Below are 20249 nucleotides of genomic sequence, written 5' to 3' on the forward strand. Positions count from 1 at the left end.
TCAGTGGCCCAGGCGGAATTTGCGACCGGTGATGCGCGTGGGTGTGATCTCCACGTATTCGAGTTTCTCGGTCTCGAGCCACGGGCGCAGCCCCAACGACTCCACACGCTCGGTGTCGGCGGTCTCGGTCAGCATCCGAGCGGTGCCGCGCACTACCACCGAGTGGGCCTCGGAACCGGTGGCGCGGTCGATCTCAAGGGTCACGCTGGGGTTCAGCTGCAACTGGAGCACCTTGGTGCCCTTGGCCGAGCGGAAGTAGAGTCGCTCACCATCGGTCACGATGTTCAGTGGGGTGATGTCGATGTCATCGCCGTCTCGAGTGGCCAACCGGGCAAACCGCGCCTGCTTGAGCAGATCCCAACTCTCCTGTTCGGACAGTTCCTGGATGGGCGGCTGCTTGGGTTCGTCCTGTTCGTCGTGGGCCTTGGCGATGTTCATGGGGTGTCCCTGCTCCGGAGTGCTCATGTCTTCATAATTCCATGCGCGCTGCGTTCGCGGGGAGACCACCGCCAAAAAGGCGCAGATCACGGTCCCATGACGCGCTGGGGCCTGCGGTGGAGGGCGAGCGGCACGGGTGACGGCCGGGGCGGCGGCGTCGGCGGCCAGTGCGCGCCAGTGAGTGATGCCCGCGTGCGGCCGCGTGCGGGAGAATGGGATCGTGAGTTCTTCCCAGGAGATGGTCAACCTGCTCGGCCGCGGACCGCGGCCCGAGCAGGTCCGTCACGTCCGCGAACTGCCCGCGCGTGAGGCCGAGTACGCGCCGTGGCCCGAGGGGATTCATCCGGACGTTCGTGCGGCGTACGAGCGGTTGGGCATTCACGAGCCTTTCGCCCACCAGGTGGCCGCCATGACCGCACCGCGGCACACGATTGTGGCCACCGGGACCGCCTCCGGAAAATCGCTGGTCTACCAATCGCTGGTTCTCAATGCGGTCCACCGTGGCAAGATCGCCATCGCTTCGCGTCCCGGGCTGCTGCACCACCCCGAGGAAGCCACCGCGCTGTACTTGTCGCCCACCAAGGCACTCGCCGCCGATCAGTTGACGTCGCTGCGCTCCCTGGGGTTCGACCGCGTGCGCGCGGCCACCTACGACGGCGACACCGAGACCGGTGAACGCCGCTGGATCCGCGACCACGCTGACGTGATCCTGTGCAACCCGGACATGCTCCATCACGGGGTGCTGCCCCATCACACGGGGTGGTCGCGGTTCTTCCGGCGGCTGCGCTACGTGATCATCGACGAAGCCCACTCCTATCGGGGGGTGTTCGGCTCTCACGTGGCCGTGCTCATGAAGCGGCTCACACGGGTCGCGGCCCATTACGGCGCGGATCCGATCTTTATCGGCGCGTCCGCCACGAGTGCGTCCCCGCAGGATTCTTTCGCGCGGTTGATCGGCGTCTCCCCCGCCGAGGTGACCGCCGTGGAGCGCGATACCTCTCCCCATGGTTCGCGCACGGTCGTGTTGTGGGAGCCGGAGCAATCGCCGGGCGGATCGGAAAACGATGCGCCCTCCCGGCGTACCGTGACCGCCGAATCCGCGGACATGCTCACCGATCTGGTGCTGCAACAGATCCGCACGATCGCGTTCATTCGTTCACGCCGGGGTGCGGAGACCATTGCGCAGATCGCCCGCCGGCAACTCGAAGAGGTTGATCCCTCGCTCGCGCACCGGGTGGCCGCCTATCGCGCGGGTTTTCTTCCCGAGGAACGGCGCGAGTTGGAACAGGCCCTGCGGGACGGTCGGCTGCTCGGGGTGGCCAGTACCTCCGCCCTGGAACTGGGCATCGACATCGCCGGGCTCGACGCCGTTCTGGTTGCGGGGTGGCCCGGCACTCGTGCCTCGTTCGCGCAACAGATCGGCCGTGCTGGGCGTGCGGGCCAGCATGCTCTGGCAGCGTTGATCGCCGGCGATGATCCGCTCGACACCTACTTGGTGAATCACCCCGAGGCCATTTTTGACGTGCCCGTGGAGGCCACGGTGTTCGAGGCGTCCAATCCGTACGTGCTTGCACCGCATCTGTGTGCAGCGGCGGCCGAACTGCCCCTTCGTGCAACGGAGCTCAACCAGTTCGGTCCCACGGCGCACGACGTGGTGCAGTCGCTGGAGGCGGCAGGGCACCTCAGGCGCCGCCCCAGCGGGTGGTTCTGGAGCCGATCCGAGCACCCGGCCGACATGATTTCCATTCGTTCGGGTGACGGCGGGCCCGTGCAGATCATGGAGTCGGAAACCGGTGTTGTGCTGGGGACCATGGGCGCGCCCCAGTCCCACTACCAGGCGCACCCCGGGGCGGTGTACGTGCACCAGGGCCGCACGTACCTGGTCGAGGACCTGGACCAGGAACTCAACGTGGCATCCGTGCGGCACGCGTTCCCGGATTTCTACACGGTGGCCCGCGATGTGACCGAGGTGCGGGTGCGCTCCGTGGCCGACACCCAGCGCTGGGGTCCCATCACCATTCACCGCGGCGGGGTGGACGTGACGACTCAGGTGACGAGTTTTCAGCGAAAGCTCACGGCCTCCAACGAGATGGTGGGTGAAGAACCGCTGGAGCTACCGCCCCGCCAGTTGGCCACCACCGCCACGTGGTTCACCGTGGATCAGCCCCGGTTGGCCGCCATGGGGATCGAGGAGCCGGACATCCCCGGTTCACTGCACGCCGCCGAACACGCCATGATCGGTTTACTCCCGCTGCTGGCCTCGTGCGACCGCTGGGATGTGGGTGGCCTGTCCACGGCGTTGCACGTGGACACCGAATTACCCACCATCTTCGTCCATGACGGCCACCCCGGCGGAGCGGGCTTCGCCGAGCGCGGCTACGACATGTTCCACCGCTGGATCACCGCCACCCGGGACGCCGTTGCCGCGTGCGAATGCGAGGCCGGCTGCCCCTCCTGCGTGCAGTCCCCCAAGTGCGGGAACCGCAACAATCCGCTGGACAAGGCCGGCGCGCTCAAACTGCTGAACGGGGTGCTGCGCTTCGCCCCGGATGTCATGGCTGGGCAATGATAGTGGCGCGAACAACACGGCTGTAGTCACGGGCGGACGGTACCAAGGGATTCCCGCCATCAATCACGGCCCTCCCGGCGGCGGGCCGGCGCGTGAGACACCCATGGCCGGACCGAGTGGCTCCAGCGGACCGAACAACGCAATGCTCGTGCGGACATCCACCGTGGTTTGTTCCCGCGTGGCCAGCTCGCAGTGATCCATGACGGCACCGTTTTCCGCAGCCACGGCACGTGCCACATCGCACGGCACGCCACTGGCCAATCCGCGGGCCGTGTCCGCCGCCGCCAACGCCGCGAGGTCCGCGGCTTTGACAGCACGGTGCATCGAGATCCCGGCCTGACCGAGCAGCAGAATCACGATCAGCATTGCGCACATGAGCACGGCAATGCTCATGCCGTGGACGGTTCCCGACCCTTCGTCCGGATGACCGTGCTCGGCGGGCCCGCCGAGCACGGATCTCGGGGGATTCGGGGCAGCTGAACGACGGTTAGTGGCCCGCATCTGCGTTCCTCGCCCCTTCGGTCACGGCCATGGCATCCGCCTGTAACGTCCAGTGACTCCATGTGCCCAGGATCCCGGGCGCGGGTCCGCTGACGGTCACGGTCACACGGTCCGCCCCGGCAGCCACGGTCACCGCGGAGTCTTCGCCAGCGATCTCACGCGCCCTGTCCTGGGCCACGGCCACGGATTCGCCGCGGGCGGCCGCCCGCGCGGATGCCCGAGCCGCCTCTTCGAAACGGACCAGTGTCATCCCCGCCGCGGCGGCGGCCAACATGACCGCGAGGAGGAGCACGAGTGCGGGCATGACGACCGCGGTTTCCACGGTGACCGCTCCCCTCTCCCGCCCGTCCGGGGTTCCGCGTCCGGGCCGGCAGCCGTGTGAGAAGCGCGCGGTCGCGATGTGATGTGGTCGCATGTCGGTACCTTTCCGAGACTTCGCGAGGGGCCGTGGGGCGCGCCTCGTGGTGGACACGCGCCCCACGGGGCGTCCCATCGGATTACACCGACAGCGCCTTCTGGATGATGCCCAGCAGCAGTCCCGAGACCGAGTCGGAGGACAGCACGGCTGCCATCACACCGCCGAAGGCGGCGGCGGCCAGGACAATCACCGCGTACTCCGCCGTGGACGCCCCGAGGTCGGGGTGATCCGCCCGTAAGGCGAGGTCCGTGCCGTGAGGTTCCAGGACGGCGTCGGGCGCGATGGTTGGAGGTGCGGCGGGGGTGGAAGTGGAGGCAACGATGGTGGACATGGGGTTCTCCTGTGGTTCAAAGGTGTGGGGTGATGGCTGAACGAACGTGTTGTCGCCGCACCCGGGCGGCGCTCGGTTGCGAATCATGATCCGAACACCTTGGGCAACAGGCTCATGAGCACGGGCAGCACACCCCAGCACATGAAGGCGGGGAGGCAGCACAGCCCCAGCGGCAGGACCAGCCGAACCGACAGCGCCTCCGCCGCACGTTCTGCCCGGCGGAACTGGGCGCGCCGCACCTGCTCGGCTTGGCCCCGGAGGACCGATGCCGAGGCCGCCCCGGACGTGGCCGTGAATTCGAGCGCATCGCGGTAATCCAGTAACGCTCCAGACGCCCCGTCGGCCGAGGACCACGCGCTGTCCCAGTCCAGCCCCAACCGCAGCGCAGCGGCGACCGGCCGCAGCTCCGGGTAACCGGAACCCGCGGTGCTGTGGGCCAGGATCGACACGGCTTCCGCGAGGGGCAGCCCGGCATCCAGCTGCGTGGCGGTGAGTTCCACCAGTGTGGCCGCCGGCAACCCGGGAGACTTACTTGGCGGAGGCGACGCGGCGGCGTCGTCGGACATGCCTGCTCGTGAGGTGGCAGCGGTGACCACGGAAGCACCAACGAGCCGAGGAGAGGACCAGACGAAAAACGCTGCGGCCAGACAAAGGCCCGCGCTGAGGGCGACCATCATGGCCCGTCCACCCCCTCGGCATGGCGCATGAGCTGGCGGGTCCACAACCGGCCGGCCACGGTGAGAACGGCTCCCACGACCAGAGCTATCCGTCCCCACGGAGTGGTGATCAACGTGGTGATCGGGTCGGTTCCCATGAGCATGCCGAGCCCGAGGGCGAGTACCGGCAGCCAGGCCAGCACCCGGACCGTGGCACGGGGACCGGCGAGCGCGCTCTCTCGCGCGGCTTGGGCGTCGATCTGGGACTCCACGGAGTCGGCCAACCCGTGGAGGGTCTTGGACAGTGAGGCGCCGGATCGTTCGGAGATCTCCCAGCAGGCCGCGAGCTGCATGCTGGCGGAGCGGGCCCAACGGGCCAGTTCATGGTCGGACACGTCCGGCGCGGTGTGGGCAACGCGACCCAGCGTGCCCGATGCTGGAACGCCGAGCTCCGATGCTGCGTGAACCTCTCTGCACAACCGGTCGATCCACACCGCCGTGGGGTTGGCGTGACTGTGACCGGTTGCCCGGGATGCATGGCCGAACACAAGGGACGGGCTGCGCCCGGCGCTGAGTAAGGCTGCCAGCCGCCGCACCAGCGTGACCCACTGGGCTGCTTCGGCCGCGCGGTCCCGACGCCACCGCCGGGACACGAAAGACCTCAGGGCCAGAGTCGTTCCCCCGTGTGCTCTGTGATGGTTCCTCGCCACCGCAGCGCCGTGATGGACGAGCGCGCGGTCCCCGGTCCCACCGGCCCAGATCAGACCGGCTGCGGCGACCAGGATTCCCACGGCCAGCGTAAGAATCATGACGCACCTCGCGCGCTCGCAGCGGCCGTACGTGCAGCTTCGGGTGCGCTCACGTGAGTTGTAGCGCTCGACAACAGCTGCGCCACACGTGGCCACCCCGGACCCTTGACCGGTTCTCCATCGACACAGGTCAGGGCGGACCGGGTGCTGAGTCGCCCGCTCGATAGTTCGAGCGTGCACAGGGTCTCCAGTCGCCGGCCCTGGGGTCCCCTGCTGACATGGGCGATCAGATCGAGGGCGCTGAATGCCTGCAGGTCAACGGCCTCTCGGTTCATACCCGCCAGGGATCCCAGTGCCGCCAATCGAGCAGGGACCGCCTGCGCGGAGTTCGCGTGCACGGTGCCGGCACCGGCGTGGCCGGTGTTCAGGGCCGTGAGAAGCTCACGTACCTCGGCCCCGCGGCATTCCCCGACCACCAGGCGGTCGGGTCGCATGCGCAGGGCCTGCCGCACCAGCTCCGCCAGGTCGACGCCGCCGCTGCCTTCCACGTTGTCATGGCGGGCCTGCAGCCCCACCACGTGAGGATGGTCGGGATCGAGCTCGGCGGCGTCCTCAATGAGGACCAGACGTTCCGACGGGCGGCTCTGGGACAGCAGCGCGGAGAGCACCGTGGTTTTCCCGGATCCCGTGGCCCCGCTGATCATGAGGTTCGCCCCCGCTCTCATGGCCGAGCACAGCACATCCGCCATGAACGGATGGATGGCCCCGCGGAGCACCAGGTCGGACAGGGACAAACGCTGGGGTGCCCGGAATCTGATGGACAGCAACGTGCCGCTCGTGGAGACTGGCGGGATCACCGCATGAACGCGAAGCCCGGTGGCGGTCTGCACGTCGACGCACGGATTGGCGTCGTCGAGCCGGCGTCCCGCGGCCGTGATGAGACGCACCGCGAGCGCTCGAACCTCAGCCTCCGCTGTGAAGGGTGAGGGGACCCGTTGCACACCCCCGAGGGTCTCGATGAAGACGTTCTCGTGCCCGTTGACGTACACGTCGCTGAGACCCGTGGTGGGTAAGAGTGGTTCCAACGGACCGAGCCCGGTGAGTTCGGCCCTGACGTGTTGTACGGCCCTGATGGATCCCACCGCGCCCAGCACCCGTCCGGTGTCCCGGATGGCGCGGGCAATCCGGGTATCGGTGAGGGCACCACCTTCTTGCAGCAAGCGGTTGCGGACGTCGTCCAGGAACCGGGGATCGAGTTCCGTGCCGCTCATGAGCCCGCCTCCAGCCTCTGGGCGATGGCGCGCACGGCTTTCGCATGCTTGGAGCGCCGGCCCCGCTGCAGCGCGGCACCGTTGTCGAGTTCTTGCGGCAGGCGAGGGTCGAAACTCAGTGACCCGGCACACCCGACTCCGCACGCCGATTCCACCAGAGCGGTATCCACGTCCGCCACGTTGAGCCCGGTCAGGACCGTCATGGCGGGAATGTCACCGCAGCGCTGAACCGCCAGTGTTGCCGCCAACACTCCCCTGACGGTGCGTGGCGTGAGCACCAGCACGGTGGAGCACCAGCGAGCTTGTTCCTCGAGGCAGTCCGCTGTCAGGTCAACGACCAGATAGCTCGCCGCACGTCGCAGCGCGTGGATCACGGTGCTCACGGGCACCCTGGTGGCGTGTGTGCCGTGGCGATCCCAGGAGAGGTAACGCAGGGGTCCCGTGCTCGGCATAGCGGCCCACAATTGGTCCGCAGCTACAGCACCGGAGAACTGCTGCAGTTCCGGCCACCGCAGACCTTCCTCCGATTCGGTGCCCAGCACCAGGTCCAGACCCGCCGCGCCGGGATCCGCATCAACCACCGCCGTGGGCGCGCCGGTCCCCGAGAGTTCCTGGGCGAGCCAGCACGCAAACGTCGACGCTCCCACCCCGCCGGCGGCACCAACCACGCCGATGACGCGTCCGAGGTCAACCGCGTTCGCATCGTGGTCATCGCTGGAGAGCATCTCTGCGAGCCACTCGGCGGCGTCGGGGAGGACAACCACGGCGCTGGCCGCGCTGCGCGCCGCAAGCTCCCAGGCTGCGGTGTGGGAGGACAGCGCCACAATCATGGCGCCTTTGGGGGCGTGTGCCACCTCCGCGGTCGCATCGATCAGCAGCGTCTGCGCGTCTTTGGCGTCCCCGAGATTTTCCACGGCGGCCAGCTCCACGCGACAGCTCACGCACACGGCCTCCACGGCTTCGATGAGCTGCGGATCCTCGCTCAATAGGTGGACCGTCTTGGTCAGGCCAGACACCGGCTCAGCGGAGCCTCGACGATCGACGACCGCACGATCGATGGCGGTGCGCTGGGCTCTGCGGGTCCGCGGAATCACCACCGTGTCCGGGGACCTGTGCGTTGAAGGGGTCATGCCCTTACAGTCGTCGGATCAGCCGCGCCGAGGGTTAACCGGGCTCCGATTGTGGAGCCGGACCCACCCCTTCACGGAATGGCTCGAGCCTGTGCAGTGGCGTCACCGCGAGCTATCACCCTCGCGGGGCGGTCAGCCGTGAGCCAGACTGACCAAGAACGGTCATGACCGGATGCTGCCCGGTCACCACCACGCCCTGGTCGTCTCGGTGGGCCCGTCAAGTTCGGTGAGTCCGGCGTCGACAACCGCAACCGGACGCGTGATGGCGGCCCATTCCTCCTGACTCGGGTAGTCCACGCGCACACGGAACGCATCGTCCCGCCACCGCTCTTTATCGGCATCCGACATGGTCTCCCATGCCAATTGCGCGGCGTGGGCGCACTGGGCCGCGAGCTTGCCGCTGGTCATCTCCAGCCCCGGCCGCACCTCCACGGTGACCATGGCGTCACTCGAGTGCGAGGCGCCGTCGTCGGGAAAAGTCGTGCCCGAGACTTGAAGTTTGTTCAGTTCCCTGGGCAGCGGTTTGACCGGGCCCGGCACGAAGGCGCGCACGGCGGCGTCGCCGAATTCGCCGCTGCCCTGCTGGGTGACCGTCACGCCGGGCAGTTGCTGCACATCGGTCCATCGCTTGCCGTCCGCGCGCCGCACCAGTTTGCGAATGCGCGCGTCCCGCCAGTACTTCATGGCCGGGTACCAGGTCCCGTCCGGTGCGCACCGTGGGTCGGCGAGCAGGGCGACGACGGCGCGCGCGGCGGCCTCGGCCACGTCCACTTGCCGCGCGGGAGACTGCCGATCCCGGTGCACCACCAGCTGCATGGCCCAGGGAATGTCGTGGTCATCGGGAATCTGCTCGGACATCCTTCCACTGTGCCACGCGGCAGCCACACTCCCCACAGCCGTCGTTGCGGTATGCCTGTCAGGGACCACCCGTAGCCTGGATCCATGAACGCTGACGTTGTGGCCAGACTCCGCAGTACCTTCCGTACCGGACGGACCCGGCCCCTGGAATGGCGCCGGGGCCAGCTCAACGCGCTGGAGGCCATGTTGGTCAACCATCGCGAGCAGTGGCAGATCGCGCTGGGACAGGACCTGGGCAAGTCCGCCTTCGAAGCCACGATGACCGAAATCTATCCGGTGATCACCGAGCTTAAACACACCCGCCGGAACCTCAAGAAGTGGTACAAGGACCAGCCGGTCCGCACCCCCCTGCAGTTCTTCCCGGGCCGTTCGTGGGTGCGTTACGACCCGCTGGGTGTGGTCGTCATCATTTCCCCGTGGAACTACCCTCTGCAACTGCAGCTCTCCCCATTGATCGGAGCTTTGGCCGCGGGTAACTGCGTGGTCATCAAGCCCAGTGAGGTCAGTTCTGCCGTGGAACAGCTGTTTGCCGAGTTGGCCCCGCGCTACTTCGATCAAGAAGCCATCGCGGTGGTCACCGGCCCGGCCGACGCCGCCACCGCCCTCATCGACGCCCGTCCCGATCACGTGTTTTTCACCGGTTCCACTCGCACCGGCACCGCCGTGGCCGAGCGCGCGGCGCGCCAACTGGTTCCCGTCACGCTCGAGCTAGGCGGGAAGTCCCCGACCTATGTTCACCATGACGTGGACCTCCGTGCCACTGCCCGTCGGATCACGTGGGGCAAGTTCATCAATGCCGGTCAGACCTGCGTGGCACCGGATCACATTTACGCGCACCAGGACATTGCGGCTGCCCTGGCCGCGGAAATCGCGACTGCCGTGCGCGAGAGTTTTGGCGCGCGGCCGGAGGAATCCGAGGATTTCGGGCGCATGATTCACACCGGCGCGGTGGACCGTGTGAGTGCCATGATCCCGCCGGTCGGCTCGGACAACGTCGTCTGTGGTGGCCAGGTGGACAGGCAAAATCGCTACATTGCCCCGACCGTCCTGTATCCCGCGGCGGAATCCGATCCGGTCATGGGCGAGGAAATTTTCGGTCCGGTGCTGCCCGTCCTGCCGGTGCGCGGGCCGCAAGAGGCGGTACAACGCATGACCGCCCGGGACACTCCGCTGGCCCTCTACATCTTCGCGGAGGACACGTCAGTACGGAACCACATCATGGCTGAGGTCCCGTCCGGTGGTGTGAGCATCGGCGTCCCGGTCGCGCACGTGGGCAGCCCCTACCTGCCCTTCGGCGGTAAAGGCACCAGCGGCCAAGGAAGATATCACGGCACATGGTCACGAGACACCTTCACCCACCAACGCGCGGTGCTCTCCAAACCCTTGAAACCGGAAACACTGGGTGTCATTTATCCGCCCATCCACGGTGCGGTGAAGTCCGTTCTGGACCGCGCGGTGTCGCCCGTGGGGAACAAGAAGCGGCGCACCCCCGGGTCGTAGGATGTGGCCATGAACCAGCCCACGGCGTACTTCTTGCGTGGAATCAACGTGGGGGTCAACAACAGGGTTCCGATGGTGGAACTGCGGGTTCTGCTGACGCAGCAGCTCGGTGCCCACCAGGTGACGACCTACCTGCAGAGCGGCAATGTGGTGTGTGTTCCTCCGGGCGATCCCGCGGAATTCGCGGGAGACCTTGCAGCCGCCATCGAATCCGAATTCGGCGTCAGGAGCCCGGTCATTCACCGGACACTCGAAGATCTCTCGGCCGTGCTCGCCGCGGACCCGCTGCGTCAGATCGCCACCGACGACAAGCTGTACCAGGTGCACTTCTGTGACCGCCCCGTGCTCGAGCTGGACCTGGCCGCACTCCCGATCCACCAGGACGAACGAATCGTGGTCAACGGTTCGGAAATCTATGTCTGGTACGGCAGCGACAAGGGCATCCACGCGTCCAAACTGCCGGTCGCACTCGGTAGGCAGCTGCCGGACATGACCATCACCGCCCGGAACATGCGCACCGTCCGGAAGGTCGCGGACCTACTGGACGGTGCGGCGTCGCCGGCTTGAGGAAGCGGCGCAGCGCGGACCCCACCCACTGCATGTCGGTGCCCCACGGGATAATGAGCGCATGCACATAGTGGTGGCTCCGGCGGAGACCGGGGCCGGAGGCTGGACCTTGCAGGTGGTCACGGCCAACGGCCGGCGGGCGGGGCAACCACTCACGGTGACGGACCAGGATTTTCCCGGCGTCGTGGCCCAGCGAGAAGCCGCCGCACTGGAAGCGGGCGTGCAGCCGCCGGTCTGGACCTGGATGGACACGTCCGTACCCGCCGCGCTGCTCTGCGAAGCTGACGTATGGGCCACCAAATGCCGCGATCTAGGTTTGTGCGCCACCATCCTCGCCACCGCCTCCGACGCGCCCGGTTCCGGAGCACCGGACCCAAACTCCGGTGAGCCCCGGCCCATGCGCTACACCCCGGTGATCGACCCGGCAGACCCCCGACATGTTCCGGGACCGCGCCCACGCCCGGTGGCGGACTCGCAAACCTCACTGTTCGCCATGGCCACGGACCGCGGGCCGGGGCTCGACGATCTGGTCGCCGAACTGGCAGAGCAGATCCGCGCCGTGAGCACGGCCCGCAATCCCAAACGGCTGGACATGCTCCTGGGCCTCGAATCTCAGGGCGCACTGGTCGCCGCCACCATGCGACATCAGGGGATCCCGTGGGACCCGGACATCCACGAGCAGATCCTCGTTGCCGCCATGGGTTCCCGCCCCAAGGAGGGTGAGCGTCCCGCCCGCATGCAAGAACTGGCCGAGGACATCCGCCGGGTTCTGGCCGCTCCCACGCTGAATCCCGATTCCCCGCATGAGCTCCTCAAGGCCCTGCGCACCGCGGGCATCGACATTGCATCCACCCGCGCCTGGGTGCTCAAGGACTGGGCGATGGTCGCGGGCCAACCCGATCCGCACCGGGTCGAACTCGTGACCCCCGTGCTCGAATACAAGAAACTGTCCCGCATTTTCTCCGCGACGGGCTGGCACTGGCTTGACACCTGGGTCGACAACGGCCGCTTTCACCCCGAGTACGTGGTGGGCGGCGTGGTCACCGGCCGTTGGGCCGCTCGCGGCGGCGGAGCACTGCAGATCCCCAAGTTCATTCGTGACGCCGTCCGCGCCGATCCCGGCCGCACCTTGGTCGTCGCCGACGCCGCTCAACTGGAGCCCCGCGTGCTCGCCATCCTGGCCCGCGACGATGCGCTGGCCCAGGCCTCACGGGATCGGGACCTCTACGAGTCCATGGCCCAGCAGGGCCTGGAACGGGGTTCGGAACTGAAGGAACGGCCTCACGCCAAGGTCGCGCTGCTGGGTGCCATGTACGGCGCCACCCAGGGGGCTGCGGGCCGGTTCATGCCGCACCTCACCCGAATGTTCCCCCGGGCCGTGGGCTATGTGGAACACGCCGCTCGCGTGGGCGAACGAGGAGAGCAGGTCTGTACCTATCTCGGGCGCTGGTCGCCCTTGCCGGAACCGGAGTGGTTCGAAATTCAGCGCGCCACGGACACCGCCGCCGGCGAGCGCCGCGCGGCCCAAGCGGCTAGGACCCATGGGCGCTTCTCCCGCAACTTCGTGGTGCAGGGATCGGCCGCGGAGTGGGCTCTGGCCTGGCTGGGGCACATCCGGCATGGGCTGCACCGTGAAGGTCTGGATGCCCACCTGGTCTTTTTCCTGCATGACGAGGTCATGGTGCACTGCGCCCAGGACCAGTCCGAACGGGTCAAGCAGGTGGTCCTGGACGCCGCTGAGCAGGCGGTGCGCACCGTGTTCGGCCGAGTGCCGGTCGAGGTTCCGGTGACGACCAGCGTGGTTACCAGCTACGCGGACGCCAAGTAACCAATCCCGGCACAATGGGTCATCACAGGGGCGCGGGACGTTTGTCGTTGCGGTCCCAGTCGACGGACCAATCAAGCCACTCCAGGATGCGATCCATCACGATGCCCGTGAAGCCCCACACGGTAACGGTTTCCCCGGTTTCCGTCACGCGGACATCGAACGCCGGGGATTTGTACGTTTGGTTCCCGCGGGTCACGGTCGCGTAGTAACGGTGGGCCGGGTTGATCAGGTCCAGCACCGGGACCCGGAATACGAGCGAGGATTCCGCGTGATCGACCACGTCCACCTCGGACTGGCGTTGCCACCACCCAATGACCGGGGTAACCATATGGTTGCTGACCGGCAGCGGCACGGGGCTGAGGGTTCCGAGCACCTCCACACCCTCCGGATCCAACCCGGTTTCCTCGTGGGCCTCACGCAGCGCACCGCGCACGTGGGGTGCGCTCACCTCGCCGCCGGGCACGATCATGACTTCGCCGGGTTCACCGTCGGGCGGGTCCAGCCGGCCGCCCGGGAAAGCTACCTGCCCGGGGTGTGAGCGCAGGGTGGCCGAGCGCTGCACGAGCAGCACGTCCAGGTCCCGGCCGGGGCCTTCACCGTGCTCGTGGTACCGGGAGGGGATCTCGTCCAGAGCACCGAAGAGAATCAACACCGCGGATTGCCGGTAGTCCTCGGAAAGCGTTCCGATCCGCCAGGGCTCGCGGTCCTCCATGTACACGGTGTGCCCCTCTTGGGCCAGCTTCAACAACTGCTCGCGCGCGTGCTCGGTGCCGGGCGAGGTGGGTTTCATGGTTATCCTTTCGCGGGTCACGCGCTGAGCGTGTGCCCCTGGGCCCGCAGCTCGCGTCGCGTGGCCCCGTTGATGTACCGGTCCAGCAGGTGCTCACGGCCGGGTTTCAATTCGTAAGCCAGCAGCTTGCGCGCCACGTGCGGGTCCGTGGGTCCTGCACCGTACGAGGGGCACAGGTCCGCGATCGGGCACACCCCGCAGGCCGGTTTCCGGGAGTGGCAGATGCGCCGCCCGTGATAGATCAGCTGATGGGACAGCTCGGTCCAGACCTTGGCCGGGAACAGTGCGGTGACATCTTTCTCGACCTTGACCGGGTCCTCCTGGGTGGTCCAGCCCAGTCTGCGCGCAAGGCGCCCGAAATGCGTGTCAACGGTGACACCTGGCACCCCGAACGCGTTACCCAGCACCACGTTGGCGGTCTTTCGCCCCACGCCCGGCAGCGTGACCAGGTCCTTGAGCTTTCCGGGCACCTCGCCGTCGTATTCGTCCACCACCCGGTTGGCGAGTGCCTGGATGGAGCGCGCCTTGGAACGGTAGAAGCCCAGGGGCCGCACGATCTCCTGCACCGATTCGGACTCGGCCTCGGCCAGTTCTCGGGGCCCGGGGAAGGTCGCAAACAGGATGGGCGTCACCGAGTTCACGCGCACGTCGGTGGTCTGCGCGGACAGCACCGTGGCCACGAGAAGTTGCCAAGCGTCGTCGAAATCCAATTCGGCCACGGCGTACGGGTAGGTTTCGGCGAGAATCCGCTGGATCTTGCGCGCACGCCGGGTCACGGACAAGCGGCTTTGCTGCCCCGCCCGACGACGCCGCGCGGCCGCCGTGGCCGCCTCATCCGGCGACACGTAGCGAATGTGCTCGGCAGCTGCGGGGTTGTCCATGGTCTCGATCATGCTGGGCCGGGCAACCAGGGTCAAACCCGTGCGACGACCCCGGAGGTCACACCACGACTTGATATTTCGTGCCCGCGATTCGGTTCGATGTGGCGCCGAAATCTCTACTACGCTGGATTCAAATGTGAACTGCGCCACGCAGGGAATACTTGCGGGGCCTCTAGCCATGAAGCGACACACTAAGGAGCGCCATGCCTCAGGACTCGAACTCAACGAAACAGCGCACGTACGCACCCAGTAAGGAATTTGCCGCGCAAGCAAACGCCACCGCGGACCTGTACAAGCAGGCCGAGGAGCAGGGTGAGGAGTTCTGGGCGAACCAGGCCCGCGATCTGTTGAGCTGGTCCACCCCGTTCAACTCCGTCCTGGACTGGTCCAACCCACCGTTCGCCAAGTGGTTCGAGGACGGCAAACTCAACGCGGCGTACAACGCCGTGGACCGCCATGTGGAGGCCGGCAACGGCGACCGCGTGGCGTTGCACTTCGAGGGTGAGCCCGGGGACAGCAAGTCCTACACCTACTCGGAACTCAAGGACGAGGTGTCCAAGGCCGCGAATGCCATGGAGGCCCTGGGTGTGTCCAAGGGTGACCGCGTGGCCGTGTACATGCCCATGATCGCCGAGGCCGTAATCACCATGTTGGCCTGCGCTCGCATCGGAGCGATCCACTCCGTGGTCTTCGGCGGTTTCTCCGCGGACGCGCTGCGTTCGCGCATCGATGACGGCGAGGCCAAGCTCGTGGTCACCGCGGACGGTTCTTTCCGCCGCGGCAAGCCCACCCAGCTCAAACCCGCAGTGGACGAGGCCTTGTCCAAGGGCGGCGAGAGCGTCAAGCACGTGCTGGTGGTCAAGCGCAACGGTAGTGATGTCCCCTTCGAGAACGGTCGCGACGTGTGGTGGCACGAAGCCCTCGAGGCCGCGAGCACGGAACACACCCCGTCCGAGCAGGGCGCCGAGGATCCCCTGTTCATCCTCTACACCTCCGGCACCACCGGTAAGCCCAAGGGCATCCTGCACACCACCGGTGGCTATCTGACCCAGGCCGCGTATACCCACAAGAACGTGTTCGACCTCAAGCCCGAAACGGACGTCTACTGGTGCACCGCTGACGTCGGATGGGTCACCGGGCACACCTACATTGCGTACGGCCCGCTGCTCAACGGCGCCACCCAGGTGATTTACGAGGGCACCCCGGACTCCCCGCACCGCGGCCGGTTCTGGGAGATCGTGCAGAAGTACGGGGTGACCATCCTTTACACCTCCCCCACCGCCATTCGCACCATGATGAAGTGGGGCGAGGAAATCCCCGCAGAGTTCGACCTGAGCTCGCTCCGCTTGCTGGGCACCGTGGGCGAGGCCATCAACCCGGAGGCCTGGACCTGGTTCCGCAAGTACATCGGCGCCGAGAAGTGCCCCATCGTGGACACCTGGTGGCAGACCGAGACCGGGGCCATCATGATCTCCCCGCTCCCGGGCGTCACCGAGACCAAGCCGGGTTCCGCGCAGATCCCGCTGCCCGGTATCGCCGTGGACGTCGTGGACGACGCCGGTACGTCCCTGCCGAACGAGACCGACGGTTTCCTGGTGGTCCGCAAACCATGGCCGTCCATGCTGCGCACCATCTGGGGCGACGACGATCGATTCGTCAACACCTACTGGGCTCAGTTCGGGGACAAGTACTTCGCCGGTGACGGAGCCAAGCGAGACGCGGACGGCGATGTGTGGATCCTGGGCCGCGTGGACGATGTGATGAACGTGTCCGGTCACCGCCTGTCCACCCCGGAGATCGAGTCCGCGTTGGTCTCACACCCGTCCGTGGCGGAGGCCGCGGTGGTCGGGGCCGCGGATGAAACCACCGGACAGGCCGTGTTCGCGTTCGTGATCCTCTCCGATCACGCCACCACCGAGGGTCGGGATGAAACCGAGCTGTCCGAGGAGATTCGCGGACACGTGGGTAAGGAGATCTCCCCGATCGCCAAACCCAAGAAGGTCCTGATCGTTCCGGAACTGCCCAAGACCCGTTCCGGCAAGATCATGCGTCGTCTGCTCAAGGACGTCGCCGAGGACCGCCCCGTGGGCGATGTCTCCACGCTGGCGGACCAGACGGTCATGCAGCAAATCGTGGATTCGCTCGGCGCCAAGTAGCCGATCGTGCAGACCGACCGACGACGCCGCTCGGTGGCCTTTCGCTCGAAGTGGCCACCGGGCGGCGTCGTCATCTTGTAGTCGTGTTGAATGGACCCATGAGCGAGCTCCCGATTTTCGTCCTGAACGGCCCCAACCTCAACACCCTCGGAACGCGCAAGCCCGAGATCTACGGGCACACCACGCTGAGCGACGTCGAGGCCAAGGTGCGGGCCAAGGCCGCAGAATTCGGATTGGACGTGATGTTCGAACAGTCCAATTACGAGGGCCAGATCGTCGAATGGATTCAGCGGGCACGCACCGAGGCCTGCGGGATCGTGATCAACCCCGCAGCCCTGACTCACTATTCGATCGCCATCCACGACGCACTGGAGATGTGCGAGATCCCCATTGTGGAGGTCCACATCTCCAATGTGCATCGGCGGGAATCCTTCCGGCACGTCTCGTACGTGTCCCCGCAGGCCACTGCCGTGATCGCCGGGGCCGGCGTGCTCGGGTATGAGCTGGGCGTGCACGTAGTGGCCAACGAACTGCGCAAAATATCGTCCACGAGTTAGGACTCCCCATGACCTCCGCTGAAAACCGTTTCCCCCTCACCCTGGGCTACGGGCGCATCAACGAGTCCTTCCATCAGGTGGCCGCCGCCGTGGTGGAGGACGTTCTGCTGCGACTGGGCCACACCGTGAATGTGGTCGAGGGACCGCATCCGGAGATGTACCCGCAACTGGCCGCCGGTGACATGGACCTGTTCGCGGACGCGTGGCTGCCCGGCGGACACGAGGTGTACTGGGAACAGGTCAGGGACACTGCCGTGGAGGCCGCGGTGCTTTACGAGGGTTGCATGTTCTACTGGGCCGTCCCGGCCTACATTCCTGAGAGCCTGATCTCGTCACTCGAGGATCTGGCCAACCCGGAGGTGGCCGACCGGATGACCACGCTCACGGTGCAGGGCACCACCCCGGGGGCGGGTCTGACCATGCGTTCGGAGAAGCTCATCGAGTCCTACGGTTTGGCCACGGTCGGGTGGCAGCAGAACATCGGGGACCTGCAGGCCATCATCGACACCATGAACCAGCGGATGACTGCCGGTGACTGGTTCGCCACTCCCCTGTGGCAGCCGCAGTACCTCAACGACGTCTATGATTTGCGCCCGCTGGCGGATCCGCTCGGCGCCTTCCCCGCCCCGGATCGCGCCTCGCTTCTGGCCCACCGAAAGAGCTGGGAGAACATGCCGGAAGAAACCCGCCGCGTGGTGTCCCGGATCCATTACCCCCTGGCCGCCGTCAACGAGATGGACCGCGCCGTGAACCTCGACGGCAAGAATCCGCTGGAAGCCGCCCGGGAGTGGCTGGAACGCAACCCGGAGACGGTCAACGCCTGGTTCGTGTGATCAGGAGAGCACGCACTCGCCGGTGGACGCCGGGGCGGTTGACCCGCCGGTGGCTTCGAGGATGTTGGTGACCTGTTCCATGGGGATCGCGTAGCCGGCTTCGCCCTCCACGGCCTTGGCGAAAATCACGCCCACCACGTTGCCGTTGGCGTCCAACATGGGCCCGCCGGAGTTGCCCTGTTCCACGCGACCGGCGATCTGGATGATGCTGCGCGACAAGGTCTCACCGGTGGACACGTTTTGAACGGGCGCAACCGCTTCACCCTGGATCGTGGCCGGACGCACCGTGTACGGGCCGCCCAGGGGGTAGCCCGCGAACGAGACCTGTTGGCCGCGTTCCACGGCGTTGCTCAGCGACAGCGGGGCCTCCGGTAGATCCGGGGCGTAGAGCACGGCGAGGTCCGCGGCGTCGTCGTACTGGACGGCTTGCGCCGGGTAGACGCGACCGTCGCGGGTCTGGACCACTGGCTCATCGACACCGGCCACCACGTGGGCGTTGGTGACGACCAGGCCGGACGCGGCCACGAAACCGGAACCCGTCTGGTTCTGGGCGCACCGATCGGCGGTGCCGTAGACCTGCACGACCGACTGGCCCGCGGCTTCGACGGCGTTGGAATCCGAGGCCTGTTCAGGTTCGGGGGCCTCCTCGGCCGGGAACAGTAAGGAGTCGAGTTGGCGGATCCCCTGTGAGCCGCTGACCGTGTCGCGGGTGTGGGTCATGGCCTCGCGCACGGGTTCGGGGGTGTACTTCTCAATGGTGCGCAACACCGAGGAGCCCGCCACCTGCTGAGACAGCGAGGGAATACCCAACTGGCCCACCAGGGAACCGAGCAGAGCCAGCACGATGGCCGCGACCGCAACGTTCAGGACCCCACCGCCGAGGCGGTCCAAGATCCCCAAACCTGTCTTTTCGGTCAGTCGCGCCAGAAAGTTTCCGACGATGCCACCCACGATTTGCCCGAGGGCCAGCAACCCCAACACGGTGACGAGCACAAAGGGAATCCGCAGTTCCGAACCGACCTGTGCGGAGATCCACGGCCCCGCCCAGAATGCGGCCACGGCGCCGAGTACGAAACCCGCCAGCGAGGCGAGGGAACGAAAGAAACCCCTGGACAGCCCGGCGATCAAGTAGCCCACCAACACCATCACCAAGATGACGTCCAGCAGGTTGAGGGCCAGGTTCATGAATGTCCTTCTTCGTCGCGCCGCAGACCGCGGGCGGTCAACAAGTAGTTAGTGAGCTTAGGGGTCAGGTCTGTGAAAATCGTGAAACCGGACCGTGCGTTACGCTAATCACAGACCGTCATAAAACCGTCAAACGTCACGTTCACACTCAGCGCAAGAGCTTGTCAGCCCCGTGAAGTGTGAAACTCGTTACGATGGTGCTAAATAGCGCTTTCGATCGGCGCACCCCCAACTGTTGAGGAGAACCACCTTGGATACCGACGTCCTCCGCCGCGCCCCACTGTTTGCTTCGCTGGACGATGAGGCTTTTGCCGCGCTGACCGAGGAGATCACCGAGGTTGACCTCTCCCGCGGCTCCGCCCTTTTCTACGAAGGCGATCCCGGGGATCAGCTGTACTTCATCGTCTCCGGCAAGATCAAGCTGGGTCGCACCGCCAGCGACGGCCGTGAGAACTTGGTGGCCATCATGGGACCCGGTGAGATCTTCGGCGAGATGGCCCTGTTCGATCCGAGCCCCCGGTCGACCTCCGCCACCGCGGTGTCCGAAACTCGCCTGGCAGGTCTCAAGCATGAGAACCTGCGCAAGGTCATCACCCGCTCACCCGAGGTTTCCGCCCAGTTGCTGCAGGCTCTGGCCCGCCGCTTGCGTCGCACCAACGAGAACCTGGCCGACCTGGTCTTCTCCGATGTCCCCGGCCGCGTGGCCAAGGCCCTGCTGGACCTCGCGGACCGCTTCGGCCGCCCCGCCACGGACGGCATCCTGGTGGCTCACGAGCTCACCCAGGAAGAGCTGGCCCAGCTCGTGGGCGCCTCCCGCGAAACCGTGAACAAGGCCCTTGCGGAATTCGTGCAGCGCGGCTGGATCCGCCTGGAAGCTCGCGCCGTGGTCATCCTGGACCTGCAGCGCCTCAAGCAGCGTTCACGCTAAGACGTCAGCATCGCGTCGCCTCTGACGCGCTGCCTCACCGACGATGCTGCGGCACCCACTCGGGTGCCGCGGCGTTTCGGATGCAGCCTTCCCAAAAGGTGAG

At 66.7% G+C, this 20249-nt stretch carries 20 protein-coding genes; 8 read left to right on the forward strand and 12 right to left on the reverse strand.

Annotated features, from left to right (window positions below):
- Complete coding sequence (locus AC3ENJ_RS06640) at positions 1-465, reverse strand: pyridoxamine 5'-phosphate oxidase family protein (protein WP_190781223.1); 465 nt, start codon at positions 463-465, stop codon at positions 1-3.
- 193 nt (positions 466-658) lie between these two features.
- Here AC3ENJ_RS06640 and AC3ENJ_RS06645 point away from each other — a divergent pair, with 193 nt between their 5' ends.
- Positions 659-3007: a DEAD/DEAH box helicase gene (locus AC3ENJ_RS06645; RefSeq protein ID WP_431813479.1), complete on the forward strand. Its 2349-nt coding sequence runs from the start codon at positions 659-661 to the stop codon at positions 3005-3007.
- A gap of 63 nt (positions 3008-3070) precedes the next feature.
- Here AC3ENJ_RS06645 and AC3ENJ_RS06650 read toward each other — a convergent pair whose 3' ends face one another.
- The 8 genes from AC3ENJ_RS06650 to AC3ENJ_RS06685 form a co-directional block, all read right to left on the reverse strand.
- Positions 3071-3508 (reverse strand): Rv3654c family TadE-like protein, encoded by a 438-nt coding sequence (locus tag AC3ENJ_RS06650; protein ID WP_431813480.1) that lies wholly within the window; start codon positions 3506-3508, stop codon positions 3071-3073.
- A complete protein-coding gene (locus tag AC3ENJ_RS06655; RefSeq protein ID WP_223841184.1) occupies positions 3495-3923 on the reverse strand; it encodes a TadE family type IV pilus minor pilin in 429 nt (142 codons plus the stop codon). Before AC3ENJ_RS06655 ends, AC3ENJ_RS06650 begins: the two co-directional genes overlap by 14 nt.
- Before the next feature lie 82 nt (positions 3924-4005).
- Positions 4006-4257: a DUF4244 domain-containing protein gene (locus AC3ENJ_RS06660; protein WP_190806752.1), complete on the reverse strand. Its 252-nt coding sequence runs from the start codon at positions 4255-4257 to the stop codon at positions 4006-4008.
- Between the two features lie 83 nt (positions 4258-4340).
- Positions 4341-4853, reverse strand: a complete 513-nt coding sequence (locus tag AC3ENJ_RS06665; RefSeq protein ID WP_431813481.1) for a type II secretion system F family protein — start codon at positions 4851-4853, stop codon at positions 4341-4343.
- 77 nt (positions 4854-4930) lie between these two features.
- A complete protein-coding gene (locus AC3ENJ_RS06670) occupies positions 4931-5722 on the reverse strand; it encodes a type II secretion system F family protein (protein ID WP_431813482.1) in 792 nt (263 codons plus the stop codon).
- Entirely contained in the window at positions 5719-6933 is a 1215-nt protein-coding gene (locus AC3ENJ_RS06675; protein WP_431813483.1) for a TadA family conjugal transfer-associated ATPase, read from the reverse strand. The genes AC3ENJ_RS06670 and AC3ENJ_RS06675 overlap by 4 nt, the downstream gene beginning before the upstream one ends.
- Positions 6930-8063: a septum site-determining protein Ssd gene (ssd, locus tag AC3ENJ_RS06680; protein ID WP_431813484.1), complete on the reverse strand. Its 1134-nt coding sequence runs from the start codon at positions 8061-8063 to the stop codon at positions 6930-6932. Before ssd ends, AC3ENJ_RS06675 begins: the two co-directional genes overlap by 4 nt.
- A 183-nt stretch (positions 8064-8246) precedes the next feature.
- Positions 8247-8921: a peptidyl-tRNA hydrolase gene (locus AC3ENJ_RS06685; protein WP_190781216.1), complete on the reverse strand. Its 675-nt coding sequence runs from the start codon at positions 8919-8921 to the stop codon at positions 8247-8249.
- A gap of 84 nt (positions 8922-9005) precedes the next feature.
- Between AC3ENJ_RS06685 and AC3ENJ_RS06690 the strand changes: the two genes are divergently transcribed.
- From AC3ENJ_RS06690 to AC3ENJ_RS06700, 3 genes are all read left to right on the forward strand, one after another.
- On the forward strand, positions 9006-10421 hold the full coding sequence (locus AC3ENJ_RS06690; protein ID WP_431813485.1) for an aldehyde dehydrogenase family protein: 1416 nt from the start codon (positions 9006-9008) through the stop codon (positions 10419-10421).
- Between the two features lie 9 nt (positions 10422-10430).
- A complete protein-coding gene (locus AC3ENJ_RS06695; protein WP_431813486.1) occupies positions 10431-10988 on the forward strand; it encodes a DUF1697 domain-containing protein in 558 nt (185 codons plus the stop codon).
- 61 nt (positions 10989-11049) lie between these two features.
- Complete coding sequence (locus AC3ENJ_RS06700; protein ID WP_431813487.1) at positions 11050-12816, forward strand: bifunctional 3'-5' exonuclease/DNA polymerase; 1767 nt, start codon at positions 11050-11052, stop codon at positions 12814-12816.
- Positions 12817-12838: 22 nt separating this feature from the next.
- On the opposite strand, the gene AC3ENJ_RS06705 is transcribed toward AC3ENJ_RS06700, so the two are convergent.
- Positions 12839-13606 carry an NUDIX hydrolase gene (locus tag AC3ENJ_RS06705; RefSeq protein WP_431813488.1) on the reverse strand — a complete coding sequence of 256 codons (768 nt, stop codon included), beginning with the start codon at positions 13604-13606 and terminating at the stop codon, positions 12839-12841.
- Positions 13607-13623: 17 nt separating this feature from the next.
- Positions 13624-14487 (reverse strand): endonuclease III, encoded by an 864-nt coding sequence (gene nth / locus AC3ENJ_RS06710; RefSeq protein WP_431813489.1) that lies wholly within the window; start codon positions 14485-14487, stop codon positions 13624-13626.
- Positions 14488-14690: 203 nt separating this feature from the next.
- Here nth and acs point away from each other — a divergent pair, with 203 nt between their 5' ends.
- The 3 genes from acs to AC3ENJ_RS06725 all read left to right on the forward strand — a co-directional run bounded on the left by acs (position 14691) and on the right by AC3ENJ_RS06725 (position 18033).
- A complete protein-coding gene (gene acs / locus AC3ENJ_RS06715) occupies positions 14691-16643 on the forward strand; it encodes an acetate--CoA ligase (RefSeq protein ID WP_431813490.1) in 1953 nt (650 codons plus the stop codon).
- Positions 16644-16741: 98 nt separating this feature from the next.
- On the forward strand, positions 16742-17200 hold the full coding sequence (aroQ, locus tag AC3ENJ_RS06720) for a type II 3-dehydroquinate dehydratase (protein WP_190781209.1): 459 nt from the start codon (positions 16742-16744) through the stop codon (positions 17198-17200).
- Positions 17201-17208: 8 nt separating this feature from the next.
- Positions 17209-18033, forward strand: coding sequence for a glycine betaine ABC transporter substrate-binding protein (locus tag AC3ENJ_RS06725; RefSeq protein WP_431813491.1), 825 nt, complete (start codon positions 17209-17211; stop codon positions 18031-18033).
- Here the strand turns inward: AC3ENJ_RS06725 and AC3ENJ_RS06730 are convergent, their stop codons facing one another.
- Positions 18034-19218: a MarP family serine protease gene (locus AC3ENJ_RS06730; protein WP_190781207.1), complete on the reverse strand. Its 1185-nt coding sequence runs from the start codon at positions 19216-19218 to the stop codon at positions 18034-18036.
- Positions 19219-19468: 250 nt separating this feature from the next.
- Between AC3ENJ_RS06730 and AC3ENJ_RS06735 the strand changes: the two genes are divergently transcribed.
- Positions 19469-20146: a Crp/Fnr family transcriptional regulator gene (locus tag AC3ENJ_RS06735; protein WP_190781206.1), complete on the forward strand. Its 678-nt coding sequence runs from the start codon at positions 19469-19471 to the stop codon at positions 20144-20146.
- Positions 20147-20249 lie beyond the last annotated feature (103 nt).

This window comes from Kocuria sp. cx-455 (assembly GCF_057707085.1).

Coding starts and splice junctions, on each gene's coding strand:
- ssd (WP_431813484.1), bottom strand. CDS start 8,063: ATGACCCCTTCAACGCACAGGTCCCCGGACACGGTGGTGATTCCGCGG.
- AC3ENJ_RS06705 (WP_431813488.1), bottom strand. CDS start 13,606: ATGAAACCCACCTCGCCCGGCACCGAGCACGCGCGCGAGCAGTTGTTG.
- nth (WP_431813489.1), bottom strand. CDS start 14,487: ATGGACAACCCCGCAGCTGCCGAGCACATTCGCTACGTGTCGCCGGAT.
- AC3ENJ_RS06660 (WP_190806752.1), bottom strand. CDS start 4,257: ATGTCCACCATCGTTGCCTCCACTTCCACCCCCGCCGCACCTCCAACC.
- AC3ENJ_RS06655 (WP_223841184.1), bottom strand. CDS start 3,923: ATGCGACCACATCACATCGCGACCGCGCGCTTCTCACACGGCTGCCGG.
- AC3ENJ_RS06725 (WP_431813491.1), top strand. CDS start 17,209: ATGACCTCCGCTGAAAACCGTTTCCCCCTCACCCTGGGCTACGGGCGC.
- aroQ (WP_190781209.1), top strand. CDS start 16,742: ATGAGCGAGCTCCCGATTTTCGTCCTGAACGGCCCCAACCTCAACACC.
- AC3ENJ_RS06690 (WP_431813485.1), top strand. CDS start 9,006: ATGAACGCTGACGTTGTGGCCAGACTCCGCAGTACCTTCCGTACCGGA.
- acs (WP_431813490.1), top strand. CDS start 14,691: ATGCCTCAGGACTCGAACTCAACGAAACAGCGCACGTACGCACCCAGT.
- AC3ENJ_RS06700 (WP_431813487.1), top strand. CDS start 11,050: ATGCACATAGTGGTGGCTCCGGCGGAGACCGGGGCCGGAGGCTGGACC.
- AC3ENJ_RS06670 (WP_431813482.1), bottom strand. CDS start 5,722: ATGATTCTTACGCTGGCCGTGGGAATCCTGGTCGCCGCAGCCGGTCTG.
- AC3ENJ_RS06640 (WP_190781223.1), bottom strand. CDS start 465: ATGAGCACTCCGGAGCAGGGACACCCCATGAACATCGCCAAGGCCCAC.
- AC3ENJ_RS06675 (WP_431813483.1), bottom strand. CDS start 6,933: ATGAGCGGCACGGAACTCGATCCCCGGTTCCTGGACGACGTCCGCAAC.
- AC3ENJ_RS06695 (WP_431813486.1), top strand. CDS start 10,431: ATGAACCAGCCCACGGCGTACTTCTTGCGTGGAATCAACGTGGGGGTC.
- AC3ENJ_RS06685 (WP_190781216.1), bottom strand. CDS start 8,921: ATGTCCGAGCAGATTCCCGATGACCACGACATTCCCTGGGCCATGCAG.
- AC3ENJ_RS06650 (WP_431813480.1), bottom strand. CDS start 3,508: ATGCGGGCCACTAACCGTCGTTCAGCTGCCCCGAATCCCCCGAGATCC.
- AC3ENJ_RS06730 (WP_190781207.1), bottom strand. CDS start 19,218: ATGAACCTGGCCCTCAACCTGCTGGACGTCATCTTGGTGATGGTGTTG.